Source organism: Roseateles sp. Mitsp63 (assembly GCF_059491535.1).
The window spans coordinates 877,813-896,741 of record NZ_CP168509.1 but is presented as its reverse complement, the minus strand read 5'-3'; the positions used below and the strand labels follow the sequence as shown (position 1 = coordinate 896,741).

The window sequence follows — 18,929 nt, the reverse complement described above, 5'->3', positions numbered from 1 at the left end:
CTCCTTCACCGGTGCTCCCCGACCTCGCGCGGCAGACGGAATGCCCGCCCGCGAAAGGCCAGGATGCTGCCACAGTCCGCCGCGGATTCCAGGTGCCGCAAGCCGCCGTGGCCGGTGCTCAGCGCGCCCCGCTCAACGCGGCGCCGCCTTGAACGCCGCGATCAGATCGCGATACCAATGCGCGCTGTCCTTGGCCAGCCGCTGCTGCGTCGCGTAGTCGACGTGGAACAGCCCGAAGCGCTTCTGGTAGCCGGAGTTCCATTCGAAGTTGTCCAGCAGGCTCCAGTAGAAATATCCGCGCACATCCGCCCCCAGCGCCACCGCCTGCGCCAGCGCCTCCAGATGGCCGCGCAGATAGGCGATGCGCGCCGCGTCGCCCACGCGGCCATCGACGATGCGATCGGCGTTGGCCATGCCGTTCTCGGTGATCACGATCGGCGGCGGCGTGTACTCGCGCGTGATGCGCAGCAGGTGCTGCGTCAGCGCCTGCGGATAGATCTCCCAGCCCATGTCGGTGAAGCCCAGTTCCCCCGGCGGCGTCACGAACTGCTGCTGCGCGTTGAGCACGCTGCGCGTGTAGAAGTTGATGCCCAGGAAGTCCAGCGGCTGCTGGATCAGCGCCAGGTCCCCCTCCAGCACCGTCGGCGCGTCCGCGCCGAGATGCTCCACGATGTCGGCCGGGTACTGGCCGCGGAACACCGGGTCCATGTACCAGCGCACGTTGGTGCCGTCGTCGATGCGCGCGGCGCGGCGATCCGCCTCGCTGAGCGGATCGGCCGGGAACGACGGCGTGTGGTTGAGCACGAGGCCCAGCTGCGCCTTCGGCCCCACCGCCCGCATCGCCTGCATGGCCGCGCCATGCATCATCAGCAGGTGGTGCGACACCTGGTACGCCTCGGCCCGGCTGGTGTGGCCGGGCGCGAACTGCGCCGTCTCGTAGCCCAGCGTCGCCGAGCACCACGGCTCGTTCAGCGTCGCGATGGTCGCGAGCCGGTCGCCGAAGCGGCGCGCGATCTCGGCCGCGTACTCGGCGAACAGCGGCACCACGTCCCGCGACAGCAGCCCGCCGATCGCGTCGTCGAGCGCCTGCGGCAGATCCCAGTGATACAGCGTCGCGTTGGGCTTGATGCCCGCGGCGAGCAGCTCGTCGATCAGGCGGTCGTAGAACGCGAAGCCGGCCTCGTTCCACGCGCCGCGTCCCGACGGCCGCACCCGCGGCCACGAGAACGAGAACCGGTAGGCCTCCAGCCCCAGCCACCGCATCAGCTTCACGTCGTCCGGATAGCGGTGGTAGTGGTCGCAGGCCACCTGGATGTCGGAGCCGTCCTTGATCCGGCCCGGCTGGGCGCAGAAGCGGTCCCAGATGGATTCGCCCTTGCCGTCCTCCCGGCCGGCGCCCTCGATCTGCGCGGCGCTCGTCGCCGAGCCCCACTGGAAGTCCGCCGGCAGCGACCGGATCAGCGATTGGAGCGTGGCGGTGTCGGCGGCGGGGTTGGCGTCGTTCGCGTGCATGGTGGTGAGGGTGGCGGCCGGGACGGAAGGCCCCGGCATCAGAAGTTGTAGCCCGCGTTCAGGCCGAAGGTGCGCGGCGGCGCGTACTGGGCGGTCCAGATCGGATTGGCGAAGCTGCCCGAGCTGCCGGCGCTCGTCTTGATCTTCTCGTCCGAGACGTTGCGCACGAAGGCATCGACGTACCAGTTCTTCCGCGAGGTGTAGCGCACGCTGATGTCGGCCGTGGAGTAGGCCTTCTGGCGGTCGCCATCGCCCAGGTTGAACACCGACAGCCAGTTGGCCGTCTGGTAGTGGTAGCTGATGCGCGGCGCGACCTGGTCGCCGTTGGACAGCGGGAAGACATGCTCGTACAGCAGCTGGAGCGCGAACTTGGGCGCGTGCGGCAGCTCGTTGCCGGTGACGTTCAGGCAGGCGCCGGTCAGGTTCGGCTCGGTACAGGCCGGCAGCTGGTAGTCGTTGGACGCCGCCACCAGCTGGCCCAGCTTGGTCTTGGTGTACGAGGCCGACAGCTGCAGCTTGTCGTCGTTCGTGATCATCCAGGCGGTCTCGACCTCCAGGCCCGACACCTTCGCGCCCTCCGCGTTGGAGTAGGCGAACTGGCGGTTGCCGTTGACGATCACCGGCGCGCTGAACTGGAAGTCCTTGAACTTCATGTGATACGCGCTGACGTTGAACGTCATGCGGCCGTCCAGCAGCGAGGTCTTGTAGCCGACCTCGTAGTTGGTCAGCGTCTCCGGGCCGTAGGGCAGGCCGCCGTCGCCGGTGCCGCCGGACTTGTAGCCGGTGGACACGCTGGCGTAGGCCATCGAGTTCCTGTCGATGTCGTAGGCCGCGCGCGCCAGCCAGGTCGTCTTGCTGCCCTTGTAGTGCGCGTCGTTGATGTTGCCGGCGGAGTAGCCGTTGGCCGGATCGGTCGGGTCGATCGACGGGTTCAGCGGGATCTGCGGCGCGGCCGGGTTGCCGGCCCAGAACCAGCCGCGGCCGCCGACGTTCTTGCGGTCGTCATGCGTGTAGCGCAGGCCGCCGGTCAGGTGGAAGGACTCGCCCAGGTTCCAGGTCGCCTGGCCGAAGGCGGCCTTGGAATCGACCGTCTCCTTGGGCTGGATGAACGAGCCCTGCCAGTTCACGGTGCCCTGCTGGGTGCCGTTCATGATCGGGATGTCGAAGCGGATGCCGTTGTCCTCGGCCGCGTAGTACAGGCCCAGCACCCAGTCGACCGCCTGCTTCTGCGTGCTCTGCAGCGTGACCTCGTGGCTCTGGCTGCGGTAGCTCGTCCAGACGGTGTTGTCCTCCTGGTGCGGGCCGCCGGTGGTGAAGCTGGTCGGCGCGATCACGCCGAAGTCCTGGTCGAAGGTGCCCGAGCCCTTGAAATGCGTGTAGCCCGCGACGTAGGCCAGCGCCATGCCGCCCAGGTCGTACTCCATGCGGCTGCGCACCGAGGTCGAGTCGCGCTTGAGCGAGGGCGCGGTGTCGATCAGCGCGGACCACAGCTTCTCGCCGGCGCGCGGCGTCTGCATCAGGCTCATCGACGGCGTGCCGCGGTCGGCGAACTGCTCCACCGACAGGTCCCAGCGGAACTGCTTGATCGGCTGCCACAGGAAGCTCAGCCGCGCGGCGGTCTGGTCCTGCGCGTTGTACTTCGGTCCGCCGGTGACGAACAGGTTGTAGTTGATCGGCTGGAAGGCCGGCAGGTTGCCCGCCGTGTTGGCGGCGTTGTAGGCGGCCTGCTGCTGCGCCAGCGAGAGCTGCGCCGGCTTCTGGTAGTCGACGTAGCCGTCGTGCTGCTCATGCATGAAGGCCACGCGCATCGCCAGCGTGTCGCCCAGCGGGATGTTGATCGCGCCCTTGGCGCCCATCCGGTTGTAGCTGCCGACACCGGCCTCGACGTAGCCGGAGTTGTCCTTCAGCACCGGCTTGGCCGTCTTCATGTTGATCGTGCCGACGGTGGAGTTGCGTCCCCACAGCGTGCCCTGCGGGCCGCGCAGCACCTCGACGCCATCGAGGTCGAACAGCATGGTGGCGGCGCCCTCGGGGCGCGGCGCGAAAACCCCGTCGACGAACAGCGCGACCTCGGGATCGGCGTACTCGGTCTTGGCCGAGTCGTTGCCGATGCCGCGCAGCGTGATGCTGACGATGCCGTGGTCGCCCTGCCCCGTGCCCTGCATGCTGGGCACCAGGTTGAAGACGTCGAGCAGGCTCTTGACGTGGGCATCGTCCAGCGTCGACGAGTTGATCGCGGTCACCGCGACCGGCGTCTTCTGCAGCGAGGTGGCGCGCTTGGTCGCGGTCACCACGACCTGCGGCAGCGCCTTGTTCTCGCGGCTGTCGGCGGCGGGCGCCGCGGCGCCGGAGGTCTCGGCCTGGGGGGCGGGCGCGGGGGCGTCGGCCGCCGGCGTCGATTGAGCATGGGCGGCGCCGGCCAGCAGCGCGAGCACGGCGATCTGGACGGGCGTGGACAGGCCGAGGCGCGGCCGGCGGGTAAGGCGGTCAGTCATGTTGTCTCCTGATGGGCTCTTCGATGGAAAGCTCTGTCCCGGTGAGGGATTCGTTGGCTTTTCGTTATCTTTTGCAGGATCGTAGGAATGCATGACAACGTTGTCAACGCTTTGGTTGACATCGTTGTCATCTTGCTCACTATCATTTACCCGTAGTCCCGCGGCACCGATGCCCACGGGATTCCCCCTTCATCGAAGGCCGGAACAGGCCTCAGGAGACACACGCATGCAAGCGATCCAGGATGTCCTCATCGTCGGCGGCGGCACCGCCGGCTGGCTCACCGCCGCCTTCCTCGCGCGGCAGCTCGGCACGGCGCGCGGCGGCGTGCGCATCACGCTGGTGGAGTCCAGCGACATCGGCATCATCGGCGTCGGCGAAGGCACCTTCCCCTCGATCCGCGGCACGCTGTCGGCGATCGGCATTCCGGAGGCGCGCTTCCTCCAGGCCTGCTCGGCGACCTTCAAACAGGGGGTGCGCTTCGATCACTGGGTACGGCCGCCGGGGGCGCCGGGCGCCGATCACTACTTCCATCCGTTCAGCCAGCCGAGCCAGCGTCCAGGCTCGCCGGAACTGCTGCCTTACTGGCTGCTGGGCGAGGCCGGCGGCGGCCGCGCCTTCGCCGAAGCGGTGACGCTGCAGAAGGCGGTGGTGGACGCGCGTCACGGCCCGAAGCGCGCCGGCGACGGCGACTACCTCGGCCCGTTGAACTACGCGTACCACTTCGACGCCGGCCGCTTCGCGGCGCTGCTGGCCGAGCACGGCCAGGCGCTCGGCGTGCAACGCGTGATCGCGACCGTCGACCGCGTGGACCTCGATGAACAGGGCGCGATCGCGGCGGTGCACACGCGCGAGGCCGGCACGCTGTCGGCCGGGCTCTACATCGATTGCAGCGGCTTTCGCGCGCGGCTGATCGGCGAGGCGCTGGGCGCGCCGTTCCGGTCGATGCGGGAGGTGCTCTTCGTCGATCGCGCGATGGCGATGCAGGTGCCCTACGCCCGGCCCGACGCGCCGATCGCGTCCTGCACCATCGCGAGCGCGCAGCAGCATGGCTGGATCTGGGACATCGGCCTGCAGGAGCGCCGCGGCGTCGGCCACGTGTACAGCAGCCGGCATTGCGACGACGAGGAGGCCGAGCGCACGCTGCGGCGCTACATCGGCCCGGCCTCGGACGAGCTGACGCCGCGCCGGTTGACGCTGGACATCGGCTATCGCGAGACGCACTGGGTGAAGAACTGCGTGGCGGTGGGCCTTGCCGGCGGCTTCCTCGAGCCGCTGGAGTCCTCGGGCATCGGCCTGATCGAGACGGCGGCCTACCTGATCGGCCAGCTCTTCCCCTTCGATGGCGAACTGGCGCCGGTGGCGAAGCACTTCAACGCGTTCATGTCGGCGCGCTACGCCCGCGTCGTCGACTTCATCAAGCTGCACTACGGCCTGACGCAGCGCACCGATTCCGCGTTCTGGCGCGACAACGCGGACCCGGCCTCGTTCACCGCGACGCTGCGCGACCAGCTCGCGATGTGGCGCTCGCGGCCGCCGCAGCGGCTGGACTTCATCACCGACGTCGAGATGTACCTGCCCGCCAGCTGGCAGTACGTGCTCTATGGGATGGAATTCAAGACGGCGCTGGGCGCGGGCGCCGCGGCGCTGACGCGCGGCGAGGAAGCGCGGCGCGAGTTCGCCACCATCGAGCAGCTCGGCGCGCACGCGCTGCGCGACCTGCCGCCGCATCGCGTGCTGATCGAGCAGATGCTCGCGCGCGGCGGGCACGGCCGGCGCGCCGCCTGAAGGCAGTGGGCGCCGCCGAGACGGTGAAGGCGGCCCTCAGGCCTTCTTCATCCGGGGCGAGATCTTCGCGCCCAGCGCGGCGGTGGAGTCACGCACCACCAGTTCATGCGGCAGCACGCGGTGGCGCAGCCGGGACGTGGCGCTCGGTGCCGCGTCGCGCGGCGCGCCGATGAGCAGGTCCACCGCGGCGCGCGCCATGTCGTCCATCGGCTGGCGGACCGTCGTCAGCGGCGGCCAGACACGCGCGGCCGCGGGCGTGTCGTCGAAGCCCGCGATCGACAGGTCGCCGGGCACCGACAGGCCCAGCCGCTGCGCCGCGGCCAGCACGCCCAGCGCCATCTCGTCATTGCTGGCGAAGACCGCCGTCGGGCGCTGGCGGCGGCTCAGCAGCTGATAGGCCGCCTCGACACCGCTCTCGAAGGTGAACGCGCCCTGCACCACCAGGTCCTTGTCCAGCGCGATCCGGTGCGCCTTCAGCGCCGCGAGGTAGCCCTGGTGGCGGCGCTTGGACGCGACCTGGTCCTTCGCGCCCTTGATGATCGCGATCCGCGTGTGCCCCAGGCTGATCAGCAGGTTGGTGATCTCCTCCGCGGCGTGGATGTCGTCCATGCGCACGCTGGGATGGTCGGGGTCGTCGGCCGCCGGCGAGATCAGCACGCAGGGCGTCTGGCTCTCTCGCAGCGCGCTCAGCACCTGCGGGTTGTCGCACAGCGGCGGGGTGAGGATCATGCCGTCGGGCCGCAGCGCCGACACCATGCGGTCCACCTGCGACGGCAGGTCCGGCGCGTCGTTGTGGAGCGACTCGACGACGAGGTGGTAGCCGGCCTCGCGGCAGCGCAGCGTCGCGCCCTGCTGCACGCCGCCGACGAAGGCGGCGGACGGGTCGTAGTACAGCAGGCCGATCAGGAAGGAGCGCCCGCCCGCCAGGCTGCGCGCGGACTGCTTGGGCCGGTACTTCAGGTCGGCGACGACCTTGAGCACCGCCTCGCGCGTTTCGGAATGGACGCCCGGCTCCTGGTTCAGCACCCGGGAGACCGTCTTGATGGACACGCCGGCTTCGCGCGCGACGTCGATGATGGTGGCGGGTTTGTTTGGCGGCATGGACGGTCCGGAAAGTCGCCCGACTGTGCCATATCGACAGCCGGACACCGGAGGGCCGGTGGCGGTGGGCGGTGGGCGGCGGGCGGCGGAAATGCAGAAGGCCCGCGCGAGCGGGCCTTCGTTGGGCGGGGCGCCGGCGCGCCTCGGGCTCAGGTCGCCTGCGGGGCAGTGTCGCCCCCCTGCGTCTGCTGCGCCGCCTGGGCCAGGCGCTGCGTCAGCTCCTTGCGGAAACGGTTCAGCTCCTGGACGCTGGCGAAGCTGCGCTCCATCAGCAGGCTCATGTTGTGCAGGATGCGCTCGACGACCTTGTTCTCCCAGACGCTGTCGAACTGGATCTGCTTGTCCAGCCAGCGCTCCAGCCATTCCGGATCGGGCAGGCGGCTCTGGATGGTGTCGCGCGGGAACAGCTTGGCGTTCACATGCAGGTTGGTCGGGTGCAGCGCCTGCGCGGTGCGGCGGGCGCTGGCCATCAGCACGCCCACCTTCGCGAACGCGGCCTTCGCCTCGTCGCCGAACTTGGACATCGCGCGCTTCATGTAGCGCAGATAGGCGCCGCCATGGCGGGCCTCATCGCGCGACAGGGTCTCGTAGATCGCCTTGATGACCGGCTCGGTGTGCCATTCGGCGGCGCGGCGGTACCAGTGGTTCAGGCGGATCTCGCCGCAGAAGTGCAGCATCAGCGTTTCCAGCGCCGGGGCCGGATCGAACTCGAAGCGCACCTCGTGCAGCTCGGCCTCGGTCGGCACCATGTCGGGACGGAAGCGGCGCAGGTACTCCATCAGCACCAGCGAGTGCTTCTGCTCCTCGAAGAACCAGACGCTCATGAAGGCCGAGAAATCGCTGTCGTCCTTGTTGTCGCGCAGGAACATCTCGGTGGCGGGCAGCGCGGACCACTCGGTGATCGCATTCATCTTGATCGTGCGCGCCTGATCGTCGGTCAGCTTGGACGCGTCGAACTTGTCCCACGGGATATCCGTGTCCATGTTCCAGCGCACGGCCTCGAGCTGCTTGAAAAGTTCGGGATAAAGCATCGTCTGCGTCCTGTTAAGCGCGGAGGATTCTAACGGTCGCACCATGACATTCCCTTACGGCATCAGCCTATGGGGCGATCTGGCTTAATCGTGCGTTCAATGAATTCCAGGAGACATGGCATGAACCGTTCCTTCGCATCCTTCCTGCGGCGCGGCGCCTTCCTCGGCGCGGCGCTGATCGCCCCCTTCGCGGCGACCAGCGCCCAGGCCGCGCCGGCCGCCGAGGCCACCTCCAGCGCAGCCGCCGCCTCCTGCCCGGATCTGCTCAACCGCTCGATGCCGCGCCTGCAGGACGAGAAGCCGCAGGCGCTGTGCCAGTACGCCGGCAAGGTCGTGCTGGTAGTGAATACCGCCTCCTTCTGCGGCTACACGCCGCAATACAAGGCGCTCGAGGCCATCTCCGCGCGCTATGCGGACAAGGGGCTGGTGGTGCTGGGTTTTCCGTCCGGTGATTTCGGCAACCAAGAGTACGGCTCCAACAAGGAAATCGCCGAGTTCTGCGAGAACACTTTCAACGTGAAGTTCCCGATGTTCAGCAAGAGCAGCGTCGCGGCCGGAAAGGCCGATCTGAACCCGCTCTTCGCCGACCTGGCCAAGCGCACCGGCCAGACGCCGAAGTGGAACTTCCACAAGTACCTGATCTCGCGCGACGGCAAGCAGGTCATGAGCTTCGCATCCGGCGTCAGCCCTGACAGCGCGCCGTTCACGCAGGCGCTCGAGAAGCTGCTGGCGCAGCCGCAGTGAGCCGCGCCGGACGCCGCTGACGGGCCGATTCGAAAAACCCTGGCTGAACGCCATTGGGCGCGCTTGTAAAACCTGACTTCGGGGCGCGTGAGGAGGCAATCGGCACGCCTGTCGCGAGGGTTCGTCATCCGCCTGAAAACTGTCCCGGCTAGCCGGGACACCGGTGACAGTTGCTCACTTTTTCGTCGCCCGGCGGGGTGACATCGGCGTCGATGCGCTGCACCATACCGACTCGATCAACATTTCGCCGACAACAAACCGCAGCACCCACCATCCGTACCAGCGCTCGCTTTGACGACGCTTAAACGGGGTGTAAGGCGCAGCAGCGTTCGAGGGCATTCGGGGGTTTCCACCAGTGCTGCGAGCGATGGCGGTACAGTGCAGACATCTCTTTCAGCCGCAAGACCTGCTTCCTCGTGAAGCTGAAATCCCGAGGCCTTTCTCCTCCTCCTCCCTCCCTCCCTCGTTGGCCAGGGGCGTCTTGAGGCTACTTTTCTACCCAGGGCTTCCGCGTTCGCGGAAGCCCTTTGCTTTTGGGCGCGGGAATCGGGAGAAGGGGAACAGGGCCGCTCAGGCGAGCCAGCCCTTGCGCCGGAAATAGATGAACGGCGCCGCCACCGAGGCCACCATCAGCCCCAGCGCGAAGAAATAGCCGTACTTCCACTGCAGCTCCGGCATGGACGCGAAGTTCATGCCGTAGACGCTGGCGATCAGCGTCGGCGGCAGCAGCGCGACGCTCGCCACCGAGAAGATCTTGATGATCTTGTTCTGGTTGATGTTGATGAAGCCGACCGTGGCGTCCATCAGGAAGTTGATCTTGTCGAACAGGAACGCCGTGTGCGAATCCAGCGAGTCGATGTCACGCAGGATCTGGCGCGATTCCTCGAACTGCTCCGCGTTCAGCATCCGGCTGCGCATCATGAAGCTGACCGCGCGGCGCGTGTCCATCACGTTGCGCCGGATGCGGCCGTTCAAGTCTTCCTCGCGCGCGATCGCGGACAGCACCGCGCCGGCCTCGGTGTCGTTGACGTCCTTCTTCAGCACGCGGGCGCTGACCTTCTCGAGGTTGTCGTAGATGCCCTCGAGCACGTCGGCCGAGTACTCCGCGTCCGCGTCGTAGAGCTTGAGCAGCACGTCCTTGGCGTCCTCGATCAGCGCCGGGATGCGGCGCGCGCGCAGCCGCAGCAGCCGGAACACCGGCAGGTCCTCGTTGTGGACCGAGAACAGCACGTTGTTGACCAGGATGAAGGCCACCCGCACGTTGCGCGGCGCGTCCATGTCATCGATCAGGAAGTCGGAGCGGATGTGCAGCTCGCCGTTGTCCTCCTCGTAGAAGCGGGCGGACTCTTCCAGGTCCTCGTCGACGATGTCCTCGGGGATCACCAGGCCGAAGCGTTCGCGGATCCAGTCCTTCTCCTCGGCGGAGGGCGACTGCAGGTCGACCCAGACCGGCTGCCGGTCGGTGCCGGCCACCGAGCGCAGGTCGGTGGCGGTCGAGATCTCTTCCTGGACCATGCCGCCCTTGAGGCGGCCGTTATCCAGCGTGAACACATTGAGCATGCGGATCCTTCGTCGGCGATGGCGCGCTCAGGCGAACGCGCAGGCCGGAGTGCGCGTTGACGGATCGCTGGGGATCGCCGCGGCGCGAGGTTGTCGGGGAGCGGGCGGCGCCGGCCTGCGGCGCGCGCCAGGGGATCGAGGTGGCCCGTCTCACTCCGGACAGACGTCGCGGCGGCGTTGGAGGCGTTGAGGCGGAACGCTCAGGAGCTGCGGCGGCTTGACGCTGGAGTGGACGGCCACAGAGGGTGGTCGCTGTCCAAGGAGGACTCCAGTAATCGGGACGCGGGATTATCACATCGCGTTTCCGAGGGCGGCAACACGCCGTCCCGTGAAGGGGCCCGCCGCGCAACATCCAGCATTCCAGCACGGACCCCGCCATGTCGCAAGGCGGGAATATTCGCCCCCAAACCTTGCTTTTGATCACTTGCCGGACCCGCCGAACGGGAGCAGACTGGGCTCGTCTTCTTCATCGATTTCGCCTCAGAACCCGCATGCCATCGGCCCTCGCGGCCTTCCGGGTCCCTCGCGGACCGTCCACTTCCAGGCAATTCCTGTTCCTTCATCCGCTTCCTCCACACCACCGGCCGTCCAGCCGGCGGCGTGCCCTTCGACCCTCTGGAAATTCCCCCCGACCCAGATCCAGCCTCGCTCTTTTCCCGCGGCATCCGCCGCCGACTCCGACTCTGTTTCCGACCAAGCCCTTGTGAAAGGAGGCTTTATGAACCTGACCATCAGCGGCCACCATCTCGAAGTGACACAGGCTCTGCGCGAATACGTGCTGAACAAGCTCAGCCGGGTGCTCCGCCACTTTGACCAGGTCGTGGACGTCAACGTCCTGCTGACCGTGGAGAAGCAAAAGGAGAAGGAACGACGTCAACGCGCTGAAGTCACGCTGCATGTGAAGGGACGCGAAATCTTCTGCGAACACTCGCACGAGGACCTCTACGCCGCCGTCGACGAACTGATGGACAAGCTGGACCGCCAGGTCTGCCGTCACAAGGACCGCGTGCAGAACCATCACCACGAATCGGTGAAGCGGATGGATCTGAGCGCCGGCTGACCGGCCTCCAGGACGCCGCCCGCGGCCACGGCTGGCGGGGACGTCCTTCCGGACCTCGGGGATTTCCCGGGGTTCCGCCCGCAAGGCGGCCCATCGGGCCGCCTTTTTGCCAAGGATTGTTGCAATGCAACACCAAGGGCGACGTTTTCACAGGAGCGTCGCATCCGTCACACCCCCTGCCAGCGACGGGATTCCTATAATCCGGTCCCTCAACCCTCGAATCTGCGCGCCACCCGTGCGCAGGCTGCTTTCCCAGCCAACCGGCCGTCGTGACCGGTCATTGCCCGATGAATCGTCTCGCCGCCATCCTTCCCGCCAGCAACGTGCTGGTCGATGTGGACGCTTCCAGCAAAAAGCGGGTCTTCGAGCACGCCGGGCTGCTCTTCGAGAACAACCATTCGATTTCCCGCGCGGCGGTGACGGACAACCTGTTCGCCCGCGAGCGCCTGGGCTCCACCGGCCTGGGTCACGGCGTCGCCATTCCGCATGGCCGGATCAAGGGCCTGAAGAATCCGCTGGCCGCCGTGCTCCGCGTGCAGCAGCCCATCGGCTTCGACGCGCCGGACGACGAGCCGGTGACGCTGCTGATCTTCCTGCTGGTGCCCGAGGCCGCGACGCAGAGACACCTCGAGATCCTGTCCGAGATCGCCGAGATGCTGTCGGACCGCGAACTCCGCGAGCGCCTCAAGACCGAGGCCGAAGCCGCCACGGTGCATCGCCTGATCGCCGACTGGGAGCCGCTGAAGTCGGTCGCCTGACCGCAGCGGCCGCCGTCCCAGCGCCCTCCACTTCCATCGCCGGCCCCACTTGAAAGCCACTTCCATCAGCGCGGACCGGCTGTTCGAGGAACACCGGGAGGCCTTGCGCTGGGAATGGATCGCCGGGCACGCGCATCCCGAGCGCCGCTTCGACGAAGCCGCCTTGCGCGACGCGCAATCGGCCGCCGATCTGGTTGGCTATCTGAATTACATCCATCCTTACCGCGTCCAGATCGTGGGCCGGCGAGAGGTCGGCTACCTCAGCCAGGCCTCGGGCGACGTGCTGGACCGCCGCATCGCGCGCATCGTGACGCTGGAGCCGCCGGTGATCATCGTCGCGGACGACCAGGTGCCGCCGGACCGGCTGGTCGCGATGTGCGATCGCGCCGAGATTCCGCTGTTCACCACCGCCGAGAGCGCCGGTCACGTCATCGACCTGGTGCGCGCCTACCTGGCGCATGTCTGCGCGAATCGCACGACGCGCCATGGCGTGTTCATGGACATCCTCGGCCTGGGCGTGCTGCTGACCGGCGAGTCCGGGCTCGGCAAGAGCGAACTGGGCCTGGAGTTGATCAGCCGCGGCCACGGCCTGGTGGCGGACGACGCGGTCGACTTCTTCCGCATCGCGCAGACGGCGATCGAGGGCCGCTGCCCCGAGCTGCTGATGAACCTGCTGGAGGTCCGCGGCATCGGCCTGCTGGACATCAAGGCGATCTTCGGCGAGACGGCGGTGCGCCGGAAGATGCGGCTCAAGCTCATCGTGCACCTGGTCCGCAAGGAGACGATGGAGCGCGACTTCGAGCGCCTGCCCTACGAGCCGCTCTACGAGGACGTGCTGGGCATGCCGGTGCGCAAGGTCGTGATCGCCGTGGACGCGGGCCGCAACCTGGCGGTGCTGGTCGAGGCCGCGGTGCGCAACACCATCCTGCAGCTGCGCGGCATCGACACCTATCGCGAATTCGTCGAGCGCCACCAGCGCGCCATCGAGCAGGGCCTCAACGACGGGTCCTGAGCCGCCGGCGGCTCAATGGAAAAGGGGCTCCGAGGGAGCCCCTTGCCGCTGCGGCATCGCGCCGCTTCAGCGAGCCAGCTTGTGCGGGCAGTCCTTCTTGACGCAGTTCGCGTACAGCGCGAGGGAGTGCTCCTGCAACTGGAAGCCGCGATCCAGCGCGATCGCGTGCTGGCGCTCCTCGATCTGCGGGTCGTAGAACTCCTCGACGAAGCCGCAGGTCAGGCACACGAGGTGATCGTGGTGATGGCCCTCGTTGAGCTCGAACACCGCCTTGCCCGACTCGAAGTGATTGCGCGACAGCAGGCCCGCCTGCTCGAACTGCGTGAGGACGCGATAGACCGTCGCCAGGCCGATGTCCGCCCGCTCATCGAGCAAAGCTTTGTAAACGTCCTCCGCGGTCATGTGCCGCTGCTGGGCGGTCTGGAAGATCTCGAGGATCTTGATGCGGGGCAGCGTGGCCTTGAGCCCGCTGTTCTTGATTTCGTCTGACCGGTTCATGGGGTTTGCGCCTGCGGGGGAGCGTGGGTGCGTGCCGCTAGAATCCTCGGATCATAGCCCTAGCGCCTAGGCCGATCCGCGCCATGTCATTGAATTCCCGTATCGCCCCCATTGCCCGCCGGAAGCTGTCCGCCGGCGCGATGGCCGGCCTGGTTGTTGGTCTCCTGGCGCTGGGCGGTTGCTCGCAGATGCCCAAGTTCGATGCGCTGTCCGTCAGCGGCGACAAGGTGCTGGGCCTGGTGACGCCCTACCGCGTCGAGATCGTCCAGGGCAACGTCGTCACCAAGGAACAGCTCGCCGCGATCAAGCCCGGCATGCCGCGCGCGCAAGTCAAGGACCTGCTCGGCTCCCCGCTGCTGACCGACCTCTTCCATGAGAACCGCTGGGATTACGTGTTCACGATCCGGCGCCAGGGCGCCGCGCCGCAGAACCGTCACATCCTGCTGACCTTCGACGGCGACAAGCTGACGAAGATCGACGCTCCGGACGACCTGCCGACCGAGAAGGAATTCATCGCGTCGATCAACACGCTGAAGCTGCGTGGCAAGGAGCCCAAGCTCGAGCTGACGGAAGAAGAGCGCAAGGCGCTGCCCCCGCCCGTGCGCACGGCCGCGGCGTCCGCGCCGGAGCCGATGGGCGCGGTGCGCGACTACCCGCCGCTGGAGGCGCGCCGGTGAGCCGTCTGCGGATCGCGATCACGGGCGCGTCCGGCCGCATGGGCCGGATGCTGATCGAGGCGGTGCTGGCCGCCGATGACCTGGAACTCACTGCCGCGCTGGTCCGCGAGGGCAGCCCCGCGCTGGGCGAGGACGCGGGCGCCTTCCTCGGCCGCGCGACCGGCGTGGCGATCACCAGCGACGTGAAAGCGGGCCTGTCCAAGGCCGATGTCCTGATCGATTTCACCCGCCCCGAGGGCACGATGGCCCACCTGGCGCTGTGCGCCGAACTGGGCGTGCGCACCGTCATCGGCACCACCGGCTTCAGCCCCGACGAGAAGGCCAGGATCGGCGAGCTCGCGCAACGCGCCGCCGTGATGATGGCGCCCAACATGAGCATTGGCGTCAACGTCGTGCTGAAGCTGCTGGCGCAGGCGTCCAAGGCGCTCGCGCAGGGCTACGACATCGAGATCGTCGAGGCCCACCACCGGCACAAGGTCGACGCCCCCAGCGGCACCGCGCTGAAGATGGGCGAGGTCGTCGCCCAGGCGCTGGGCCGCGACCTGAAGGCCTGCGCCGTCTACGGCCGCGAGGGCGTCACCGGCGAGCGCGACCCGTCGACGATCGGCTTCGCCACCGTGCGCGGCGGCGACGTCATCGGCGACCACACCGTGATGTACCTGGGCATCGGCGAGCGCATCGAGATCAGCCACAAGGCCTCGAGCCGCGCCACCTTCGCTCAGGGCAGCGTGCGCGCGGCGCGTTTCCTGGGCAGCCGCGCGACCGGCCTGTTCGACATGAACGACGTGCTGGGCATCGCCTGAGCCGGCGTTCCACCCCGATCGGCGCCCTTTCCGCGACGCGATGACCGAACTGATCCACCTCTGGCAAGCGGGCGACGGGGTCGCCCGTTTCGTTTCCCTGCTGCTGCTGGCGATGTCGGTGAGCTGCTGGGTGCTGATCTTCTGGCGCGGCTGGACGCTGGCGCGGGCGCGCACCGACCTCGGCCGCGGCCTGCCGGTGTTCTGGGCCGCCGCCGATGTCGGCCAGGGACGCGAGCAACTGGGACGGCTCGACCGCGGCGCGCTGATGCTGCCGCTGATCGACGCGGCGATGCAGGACAGCCCCGCCGGCACGCTGGCCGCCTCGGCGCGGAAGACCTCGCAGCTGACGCGCCGCCTGCGCGACGCGCTGCATGGCGTGCTCGCGTGCCTGAGCCGGGGCCAGGTCGTGCTGGCGACGATCGGCGCGACCGCGCCCTTCGTCGGCCTGTTCGGCACCGTCTGGGGCATCTACCACGCGCTGCTGAGCATCTCCTCGACCGGCAACTTCAGCCTGGACAAGGTCGCCGGCCCGGTCGGCGAGGCGCTGATCATGACCGCGGCCGGCCTGGCCGTGGCGATCCCGGCGGTGCTGGCCTACAACCTGTTCGGCAAGTGGGTCGCCGCCTGCGAGGCCGAACTCGAGGGCTTCGCGCACGATCTGCGCGAACTGGCCGGCGGCGCCTGAGTGCCCCTGCACACGCCCACGCCCCCTGAAGCGATGAAGTTCGGCCGACTCGAACGCCGCGAAGCGCCCAAGCCGATGGGCGAGATCAACATGACGCCGCTGATCGACGTCATGCTGGTGCTGCTGGTGATCTTCATCATCGCGGCGCCGCTGATGGGCAGCGCGCTCAAGCTGGACCTGCCCAAGAGCGATGCCGTGGCGCCCGGGCCGGGCGCGCGCTTCATCGCGCTGGCCGTCACCCCCCAGGGGGAGTACCTGCTGGGCGAGGACAAGCTCGACGCGAAGGCGCTGCGCGAGCGCCTGGCGCAGCTGGCCAGCCGCCAGCCCGACGCCGAACTGCGGTTGAGCGCCGACCAGTCCGTGCCTTACGGCAAGGTCGCGCAGCTGATCGGCTGGGCGCAGCAGGCGGGCCTGAACCGGATCGCGTTCGTCGCCGAACCGGGCGAGGCGGCCGAGCCCGCGCCGGCGGCGAAGCGCTGATCGTTCACCCCCGCAGGGCGGCCCTCGCGGGGAGGATGGGCGGCCGCGCGCGGCCTCCTACAATCGGCGGCTACGTTGCCCGAGCCACCATGAACGAGAAATACGCCCCCTCCGAGGTCGAACAGGCCGCCCGCGATCACTGGAACGCCCGCGACGCCTACCGCGTCGTCGAGGACGCGTCCAAGCCGAAGTTCTACGCCTGCTCCATGCTGCCCTACCCGAGCGGCAAGCTGCACATGGGCCATGTCCGCAACTACACGATCAACGACATGTTGACGCGTCAGCTGCGCATGAAGGGCTACAACGTGCTGATGCCGATGGGCTGGGACGCCTTCGGCCTGCCGGCCGAGAACGCGGCGATGAAGAACAAGGTGCCGCCGGCCGCGTGGACCTACGACAACATCGCCTACATGAAGTCGCAGATGCAGGCGATGGGCCTGGCGATCGACTGGTCGCGCGAGATCGCCACCTGCAAGCCGGACTACTACCGCTGGAACCAGTGGCTGTTCCTGAAGATGCTGGAAGCCGGCATCGCCGAGCGCCGCACGCAGGTCGTGAACTGGGACCCGGTCGACCAGACCGTGCTGGCCAACGAGCAGGTCATCGACGGCAAGGGCTGGCGCTCGGGCGCGACGGTCGAGAAGCGCGAGATCCCCGGCTACTACCTCAAGATCACCGACTACGCGGAAGAGCTGCTGGCCGCGGTGGCCGATCCGTCGGACAGGAACTTCCTGGCCGGCTGGCCGGAGCGCGTGCGCCTGATGCAGGAGAACTGGATCGGCAAGAGCGAGGGCGTGCGCTTCGCCTTCCCGCACGCGATCGTCGGCGGCGACGGCCAGCCCATCCAGGGCGGCCTGCTGTACGTGTTCACGACGCGCGCCGACACCATCATGGGCGTGACCTTCTGCGCCGTCGCGCCGGAGCATCCGCTGGCCACGCACGCCGCGCAGACGAATCCGGCGCTGGCCGCGTTCATCGAGGAATGCAAGCAGGGCGGCACCACCGAGGCCGAGCTCGCGACGCAGGACAAGAAGGGCCTGGCGACCGGCCTCTTCGTGACGCACCCGCTGACCGGCGAGCAGGTCGAGGTCTGGGTCGGCAACTACGTGCTGATGAGCTACGGCGACGGCGCGGTGATGGGCGTGCCGGCGCATGACGAACGCGACTTCGCCTTCGCCAAGAAGTACGGCATCGCGATCAAGCAGGTCGTGGGCGTCGAGGGCGAGACCTACTCGACCGAGGCCTGGGCCGAGTGGTACGGCGACAAGCAGCGCGGCGCGTGCATCAACTCGGGCGCGCTGGACGGCCTGACGCACAAGCAGGCGGTGGACAAGGTGGCCGAGCTGCTCGGCACCAAGGGCCTGGGCGAGAAGAAGACCACCTGGCGCCTGCGCGACTGGGGCGTCAGCCGCCAGCGCTACTGGGGCACGCCGATCCCGATCATCCATTGCGACAGCTGCGGCCCGGTGCCGGTGCCGGAGAAGGACCTGCCGGTCGTGCTGCCGGAGGACTGCATCCCCGACGGCAGCGGCAATCCGCTGAACAAGCGCGCGGACTTCCTGAACTGCAGCTGCCCGAAGTGCGGCGCCGCGGCCAAGCGCGAAACGGACACGATGGACACCTTCGTGGACAGCTCGTGGTACTTCATGCGCTATTGCGACGCGACCAATCCGGAGCAGATGGTCGCCGGCGGCACCGACTACTGGATGCCGATGGAGCAGTACATCGGCGGCATCGAGCACGCGATCCTGCACCTGCTGTACGCGCGCTTCTGGACCAAGGTGATGCGGGACCTGAAGCTGGTGAAGATCGATGAACCCTTCACCAAGCTGCTGACCCAGGGCATGGTGCTGAACCACATCTACTCGCGCCGCGGCGAGAAGGGCGGCATCGAGTACTTCTGGCCGCACGAGGTGGAGAACCAGTTCGACGCGTCGGGCAAGATCATCGGCGCCAGGCGCAAGAGCGACGGCTCGCCGGTGGACTACGAGGGCGTCGGCACGATGTCCAAGTCCAAGAACAACGGCGTCGACCCGCAGGAACTGATCAACGAGTACGGCGCCGACACGGCGCGCCTGTTCGTGATGTTCGCGTCCCCGCCCGAGCAGACGCTGGAGTGGAACGACGCCGGCGTCGAGGGCGCGCACCGCTTCCTGAAGCGGGTGTGGGGCTTCGGCGCGAAACATGCCGACGCGATCAAGGCTGGCGGCACCGGCTTCGCCGCGCTGAACGACGAGGGCAAGGCGCTGCGCCGCGAGGTGCACCTGGTGCTGAAGCAGGTCTCGTACGACTACGAGCGCATGCAGTACAACACCGTGGTCTCGGGCGCGATGAAGCTGCTGAACGCGCTGGAGGGCTTCAAGGCGGAAGGCCAGTCGGCCGCCGTCCGGGAAGGCTTCTCGGTGCTGCTGCGCGTGATCTATCCGGCCTGCCCGCACATCGCGCACGCGCTGTGGACGGAGCTGGGCTTCGCGGCCGAACTCGGTGAACTGCTGGACGCGGCCTGGCCGCAGGTCGACGAATCGGCGCTGGTGCAGGACCAGGTCGAGCTGATGCTGCAGGTCAACGGCAAGCTGCGCGGCGCGATCAAGGTGCCGGCCTCGGCGGACAAGGCGGTGATCGAGGCGGCCGCGCTGGCCAGCCCGGACTTCGAGAAGTTCGCGGAAGGCAAGGCGCCCAAGAAGGTCGTCATCGTGCCGGGCCGCCTCGTCAACGTGGTGGTCTGAC

At 68.1% G+C, this 18,929-nt stretch carries 16 protein-coding genes; 10 read left to right on the top strand and 6 right to left on the bottom strand.

Annotated elements, in window-relative coordinates:
• Positions 1-132: 132 nt before the first annotated feature.
• Both ACEN96_RS03795 and ACEN96_RS03790 read right to left on the bottom strand, forming a co-directional pair.
• The gene (locus ACEN96_RS03795) at positions 133-1,551 is read right to left on the bottom strand and encodes a GH1 family beta-glucosidase (RefSeq protein ID WP_495586720.1); all 1,419 of its coding nucleotides are present in this window, start codon (positions 1,549-1,551) and stop codon (positions 133-135) included.
• A complete protein-coding gene (locus ACEN96_RS03790) occupies positions 1,551-4,007 on the bottom strand; it encodes a TonB-dependent receptor (protein WP_495586719.1) in 2,457 nt (818 codons plus the stop codon). The genes ACEN96_RS03795 and ACEN96_RS03790 overlap by 1 nt, the downstream gene beginning before the upstream one ends.
• Before the next feature lie 226 nt (positions 4,008-4,233).
• Here ACEN96_RS03790 and ACEN96_RS03785 point away from each other — a divergent pair, with 226 nt between their 5' ends.
• A complete protein-coding gene (locus tag ACEN96_RS03785; protein WP_495586718.1) occupies positions 4,234-5,793 on the top strand; it encodes a tryptophan halogenase family protein in 1,560 nt (519 codons plus the stop codon).
• A gap of 36 nt (positions 5,794-5,829) precedes the next feature.
• Here ACEN96_RS03785 and ACEN96_RS03780 read toward each other — a convergent pair whose 3' ends face one another.
• Entirely contained in the window at positions 5,830-6,894 is a 1,065-nt protein-coding gene (locus ACEN96_RS03780; RefSeq protein ID WP_495586717.1) for a LacI family DNA-binding transcriptional regulator, read from the bottom strand.
• Between the two features lie 149 nt (positions 6,895-7,043).
• Positions 7,044-7,925 (bottom strand): ferritin family protein, encoded by an 882-nt coding sequence (locus ACEN96_RS03775; RefSeq protein ID WP_495586716.1) that lies wholly within the window; start codon positions 7,923-7,925, stop codon positions 7,044-7,046.
• A gap of 120 nt (positions 7,926-8,045) precedes the next feature.
• Here ACEN96_RS03775 and ACEN96_RS03770 point away from each other — a divergent pair, with 120 nt between their 5' ends.
• Positions 8,046-8,669: a glutathione peroxidase gene (locus ACEN96_RS03770; RefSeq protein ID WP_495586715.1), complete on the top strand. Its 624-nt coding sequence runs from the start codon at positions 8,046-8,048 to the stop codon at positions 8,667-8,669.
• Between the two features lie 570 nt (positions 8,670-9,239).
• On the opposite strand, the gene corA is transcribed toward ACEN96_RS03770, so the two are convergent.
• On the bottom strand, positions 9,240-10,229 hold the full coding sequence (gene corA / locus ACEN96_RS03765) for a magnesium/cobalt transporter CorA (RefSeq protein WP_495586714.1): 990 nt from the start codon (positions 10,227-10,229) through the stop codon (positions 9,240-9,242).
• Positions 10,230-10,947: 718 nt separating this feature from the next.
• On the opposite strand from corA, the gene hpf reads away from it, so the two are divergent.
• The 3 genes from hpf to hprK all read left to right on the top strand — a co-directional run bounded on the left by hpf (position 10,948) and on the right by hprK (position 13,059).
• The gene (hpf, locus tag ACEN96_RS03760) at positions 10,948-11,289 is read left to right on the top strand and encodes a ribosome hibernation-promoting factor, HPF/YfiA family (RefSeq protein WP_495586713.1); all 342 of its coding nucleotides are present in this window, start codon (positions 10,948-10,950) and stop codon (positions 11,287-11,289) included.
• Between the two features lie 287 nt (positions 11,290-11,576).
• A complete protein-coding gene (gene ptsN, locus ACEN96_RS03755; RefSeq protein ID WP_343638115.1) occupies positions 11,577-12,047 on the top strand; it encodes a PTS IIA-like nitrogen regulatory protein PtsN in 471 nt (156 codons plus the stop codon).
• 49 nt (positions 12,048-12,096) lie between these two features.
• The gene (gene hprK, locus ACEN96_RS03750) at positions 12,097-13,059 is read left to right on the top strand and encodes an HPr(Ser) kinase/phosphatase (RefSeq protein WP_495586712.1); all 963 of its coding nucleotides are present in this window, start codon (positions 12,097-12,099) and stop codon (positions 13,057-13,059) included.
• A 66-nt stretch (positions 13,060-13,125) separates the two neighbouring features.
• Here hprK and fur read toward each other — a convergent pair whose 3' ends face one another.
• Complete coding sequence (gene fur / locus ACEN96_RS03745) at positions 13,126-13,557, bottom strand: ferric iron uptake transcriptional regulator (RefSeq protein WP_495586711.1); 432 nt, start codon at positions 13,555-13,557, stop codon at positions 13,126-13,128.
• Positions 13,558-13,640: 83 nt separating this feature from the next.
• On the opposite strand from fur, the gene ACEN96_RS03740 reads away from it, so the two are divergent.
• The 5 genes from ACEN96_RS03740 to leuS all read left to right on the top strand — a co-directional run bounded on the left by ACEN96_RS03740 (position 13,641) and on the right by leuS (position 18,928).
• Positions 13,641-14,234: an outer membrane protein assembly factor BamE gene (locus ACEN96_RS03740; protein WP_495586710.1), complete on the top strand. Its 594-nt coding sequence runs from the start codon at positions 13,641-13,643 to the stop codon at positions 14,232-14,234.
• Positions 14,231-15,037, top strand: coding sequence for a 4-hydroxy-tetrahydrodipicolinate reductase (dapB, locus tag ACEN96_RS03735; RefSeq protein ID WP_495586709.1), 807 nt, complete (start codon positions 14,231-14,233; stop codon positions 15,035-15,037). Before ACEN96_RS03740 ends, dapB begins: the two co-directional genes overlap by 4 nt.
• Positions 15,038-15,077: 40 nt before the next feature.
• Complete coding sequence (locus tag ACEN96_RS03730; protein ID WP_495586708.1) at positions 15,078-15,722, top strand: MotA/TolQ/ExbB proton channel family protein; 645 nt, start codon at positions 15,078-15,080, stop codon at positions 15,720-15,722.
• A 33-nt stretch (positions 15,723-15,755) separates the two neighbouring features.
• Positions 15,756-16,202 carry an ExbD/TolR family protein gene (locus ACEN96_RS03725; RefSeq protein WP_495586707.1) on the top strand — a complete coding sequence of 149 codons (447 nt, stop codon included), beginning with the start codon at positions 15,756-15,758 and terminating at the stop codon, positions 16,200-16,202.
• 89 nt (positions 16,203-16,291) lie between these two features.
• Positions 16,292-18,928, top strand: a complete 2,637-nt coding sequence (gene leuS, locus ACEN96_RS03720; protein ID WP_495586706.1) for a leucine--tRNA ligase — start codon at positions 16,292-16,294, stop codon at positions 18,926-18,928.
• Position 18,929: the final 1 nt, after the last annotated feature.

Coding starts and splice junctions, on each gene's coding strand:
- hpf (WP_495586713.1), top strand. CDS start 10,948: ATGAACCTGACCATCAGCGGCCACCATCTCGAAGTGACACAGGCTCTG.
- ACEN96_RS03785 (WP_495586718.1), top strand. CDS start 4,234: ATGCAAGCGATCCAGGATGTCCTCATCGTCGGCGGCGGCACCGCCGGC.
- ACEN96_RS03770 (WP_495586715.1), top strand. CDS start 8,046: ATGAACCGTTCCTTCGCATCCTTCCTGCGGCGCGGCGCCTTCCTCGGC.
- ACEN96_RS03775 (WP_495586716.1), bottom strand. CDS start 7,925: ATGCTTTATCCCGAACTTTTCAAGCAGCTCGAGGCCGTGCGCTGGAAC.
- ACEN96_RS03795 (WP_495586720.1), bottom strand. CDS start 1,551: ATGCCGGGGCCTTCCGTCCCGGCCGCCACCCTCACCACCATGCACGCG.
- ACEN96_RS03790 (WP_495586719.1), bottom strand. CDS start 4,007: ATGACTGACCGCCTTACCCGCCGGCCGCGCCTCGGCCTGTCCACGCCC.
- fur (WP_495586711.1), bottom strand. CDS start 13,557: ATGAACCGGTCAGACGAAATCAAGAACAGCGGGCTCAAGGCCACGCTG.
- ACEN96_RS03730 (WP_495586708.1), top strand. CDS start 15,078: ATGACCGAACTGATCCACCTCTGGCAAGCGGGCGACGGGGTCGCCCGT.
- ACEN96_RS03780 (WP_495586717.1), bottom strand. CDS start 6,894: ATGCCGCCAAACAAACCCGCCACCATCATCGACGTCGCGCGCGAAGCC.
- ACEN96_RS03725 (WP_495586707.1), top strand. CDS start 15,756: ATGAAGTTCGGCCGACTCGAACGCCGCGAAGCGCCCAAGCCGATGGGC.
- leuS (WP_495586706.1), top strand. CDS start 16,292: ATGAACGAGAAATACGCCCCCTCCGAGGTCGAACAGGCCGCCCGCGAT.
- ptsN (WP_343638115.1), top strand. CDS start 11,577: ATGAATCGTCTCGCCGCCATCCTTCCCGCCAGCAACGTGCTGGTCGAT.
- ACEN96_RS03740 (WP_495586710.1), top strand. CDS start 13,641: ATGTCATTGAATTCCCGTATCGCCCCCATTGCCCGCCGGAAGCTGTCC.
- corA (WP_495586714.1), bottom strand. CDS start 10,229: ATGCTCAATGTGTTCACGCTGGATAACGGCCGCCTCAAGGGCGGCATG.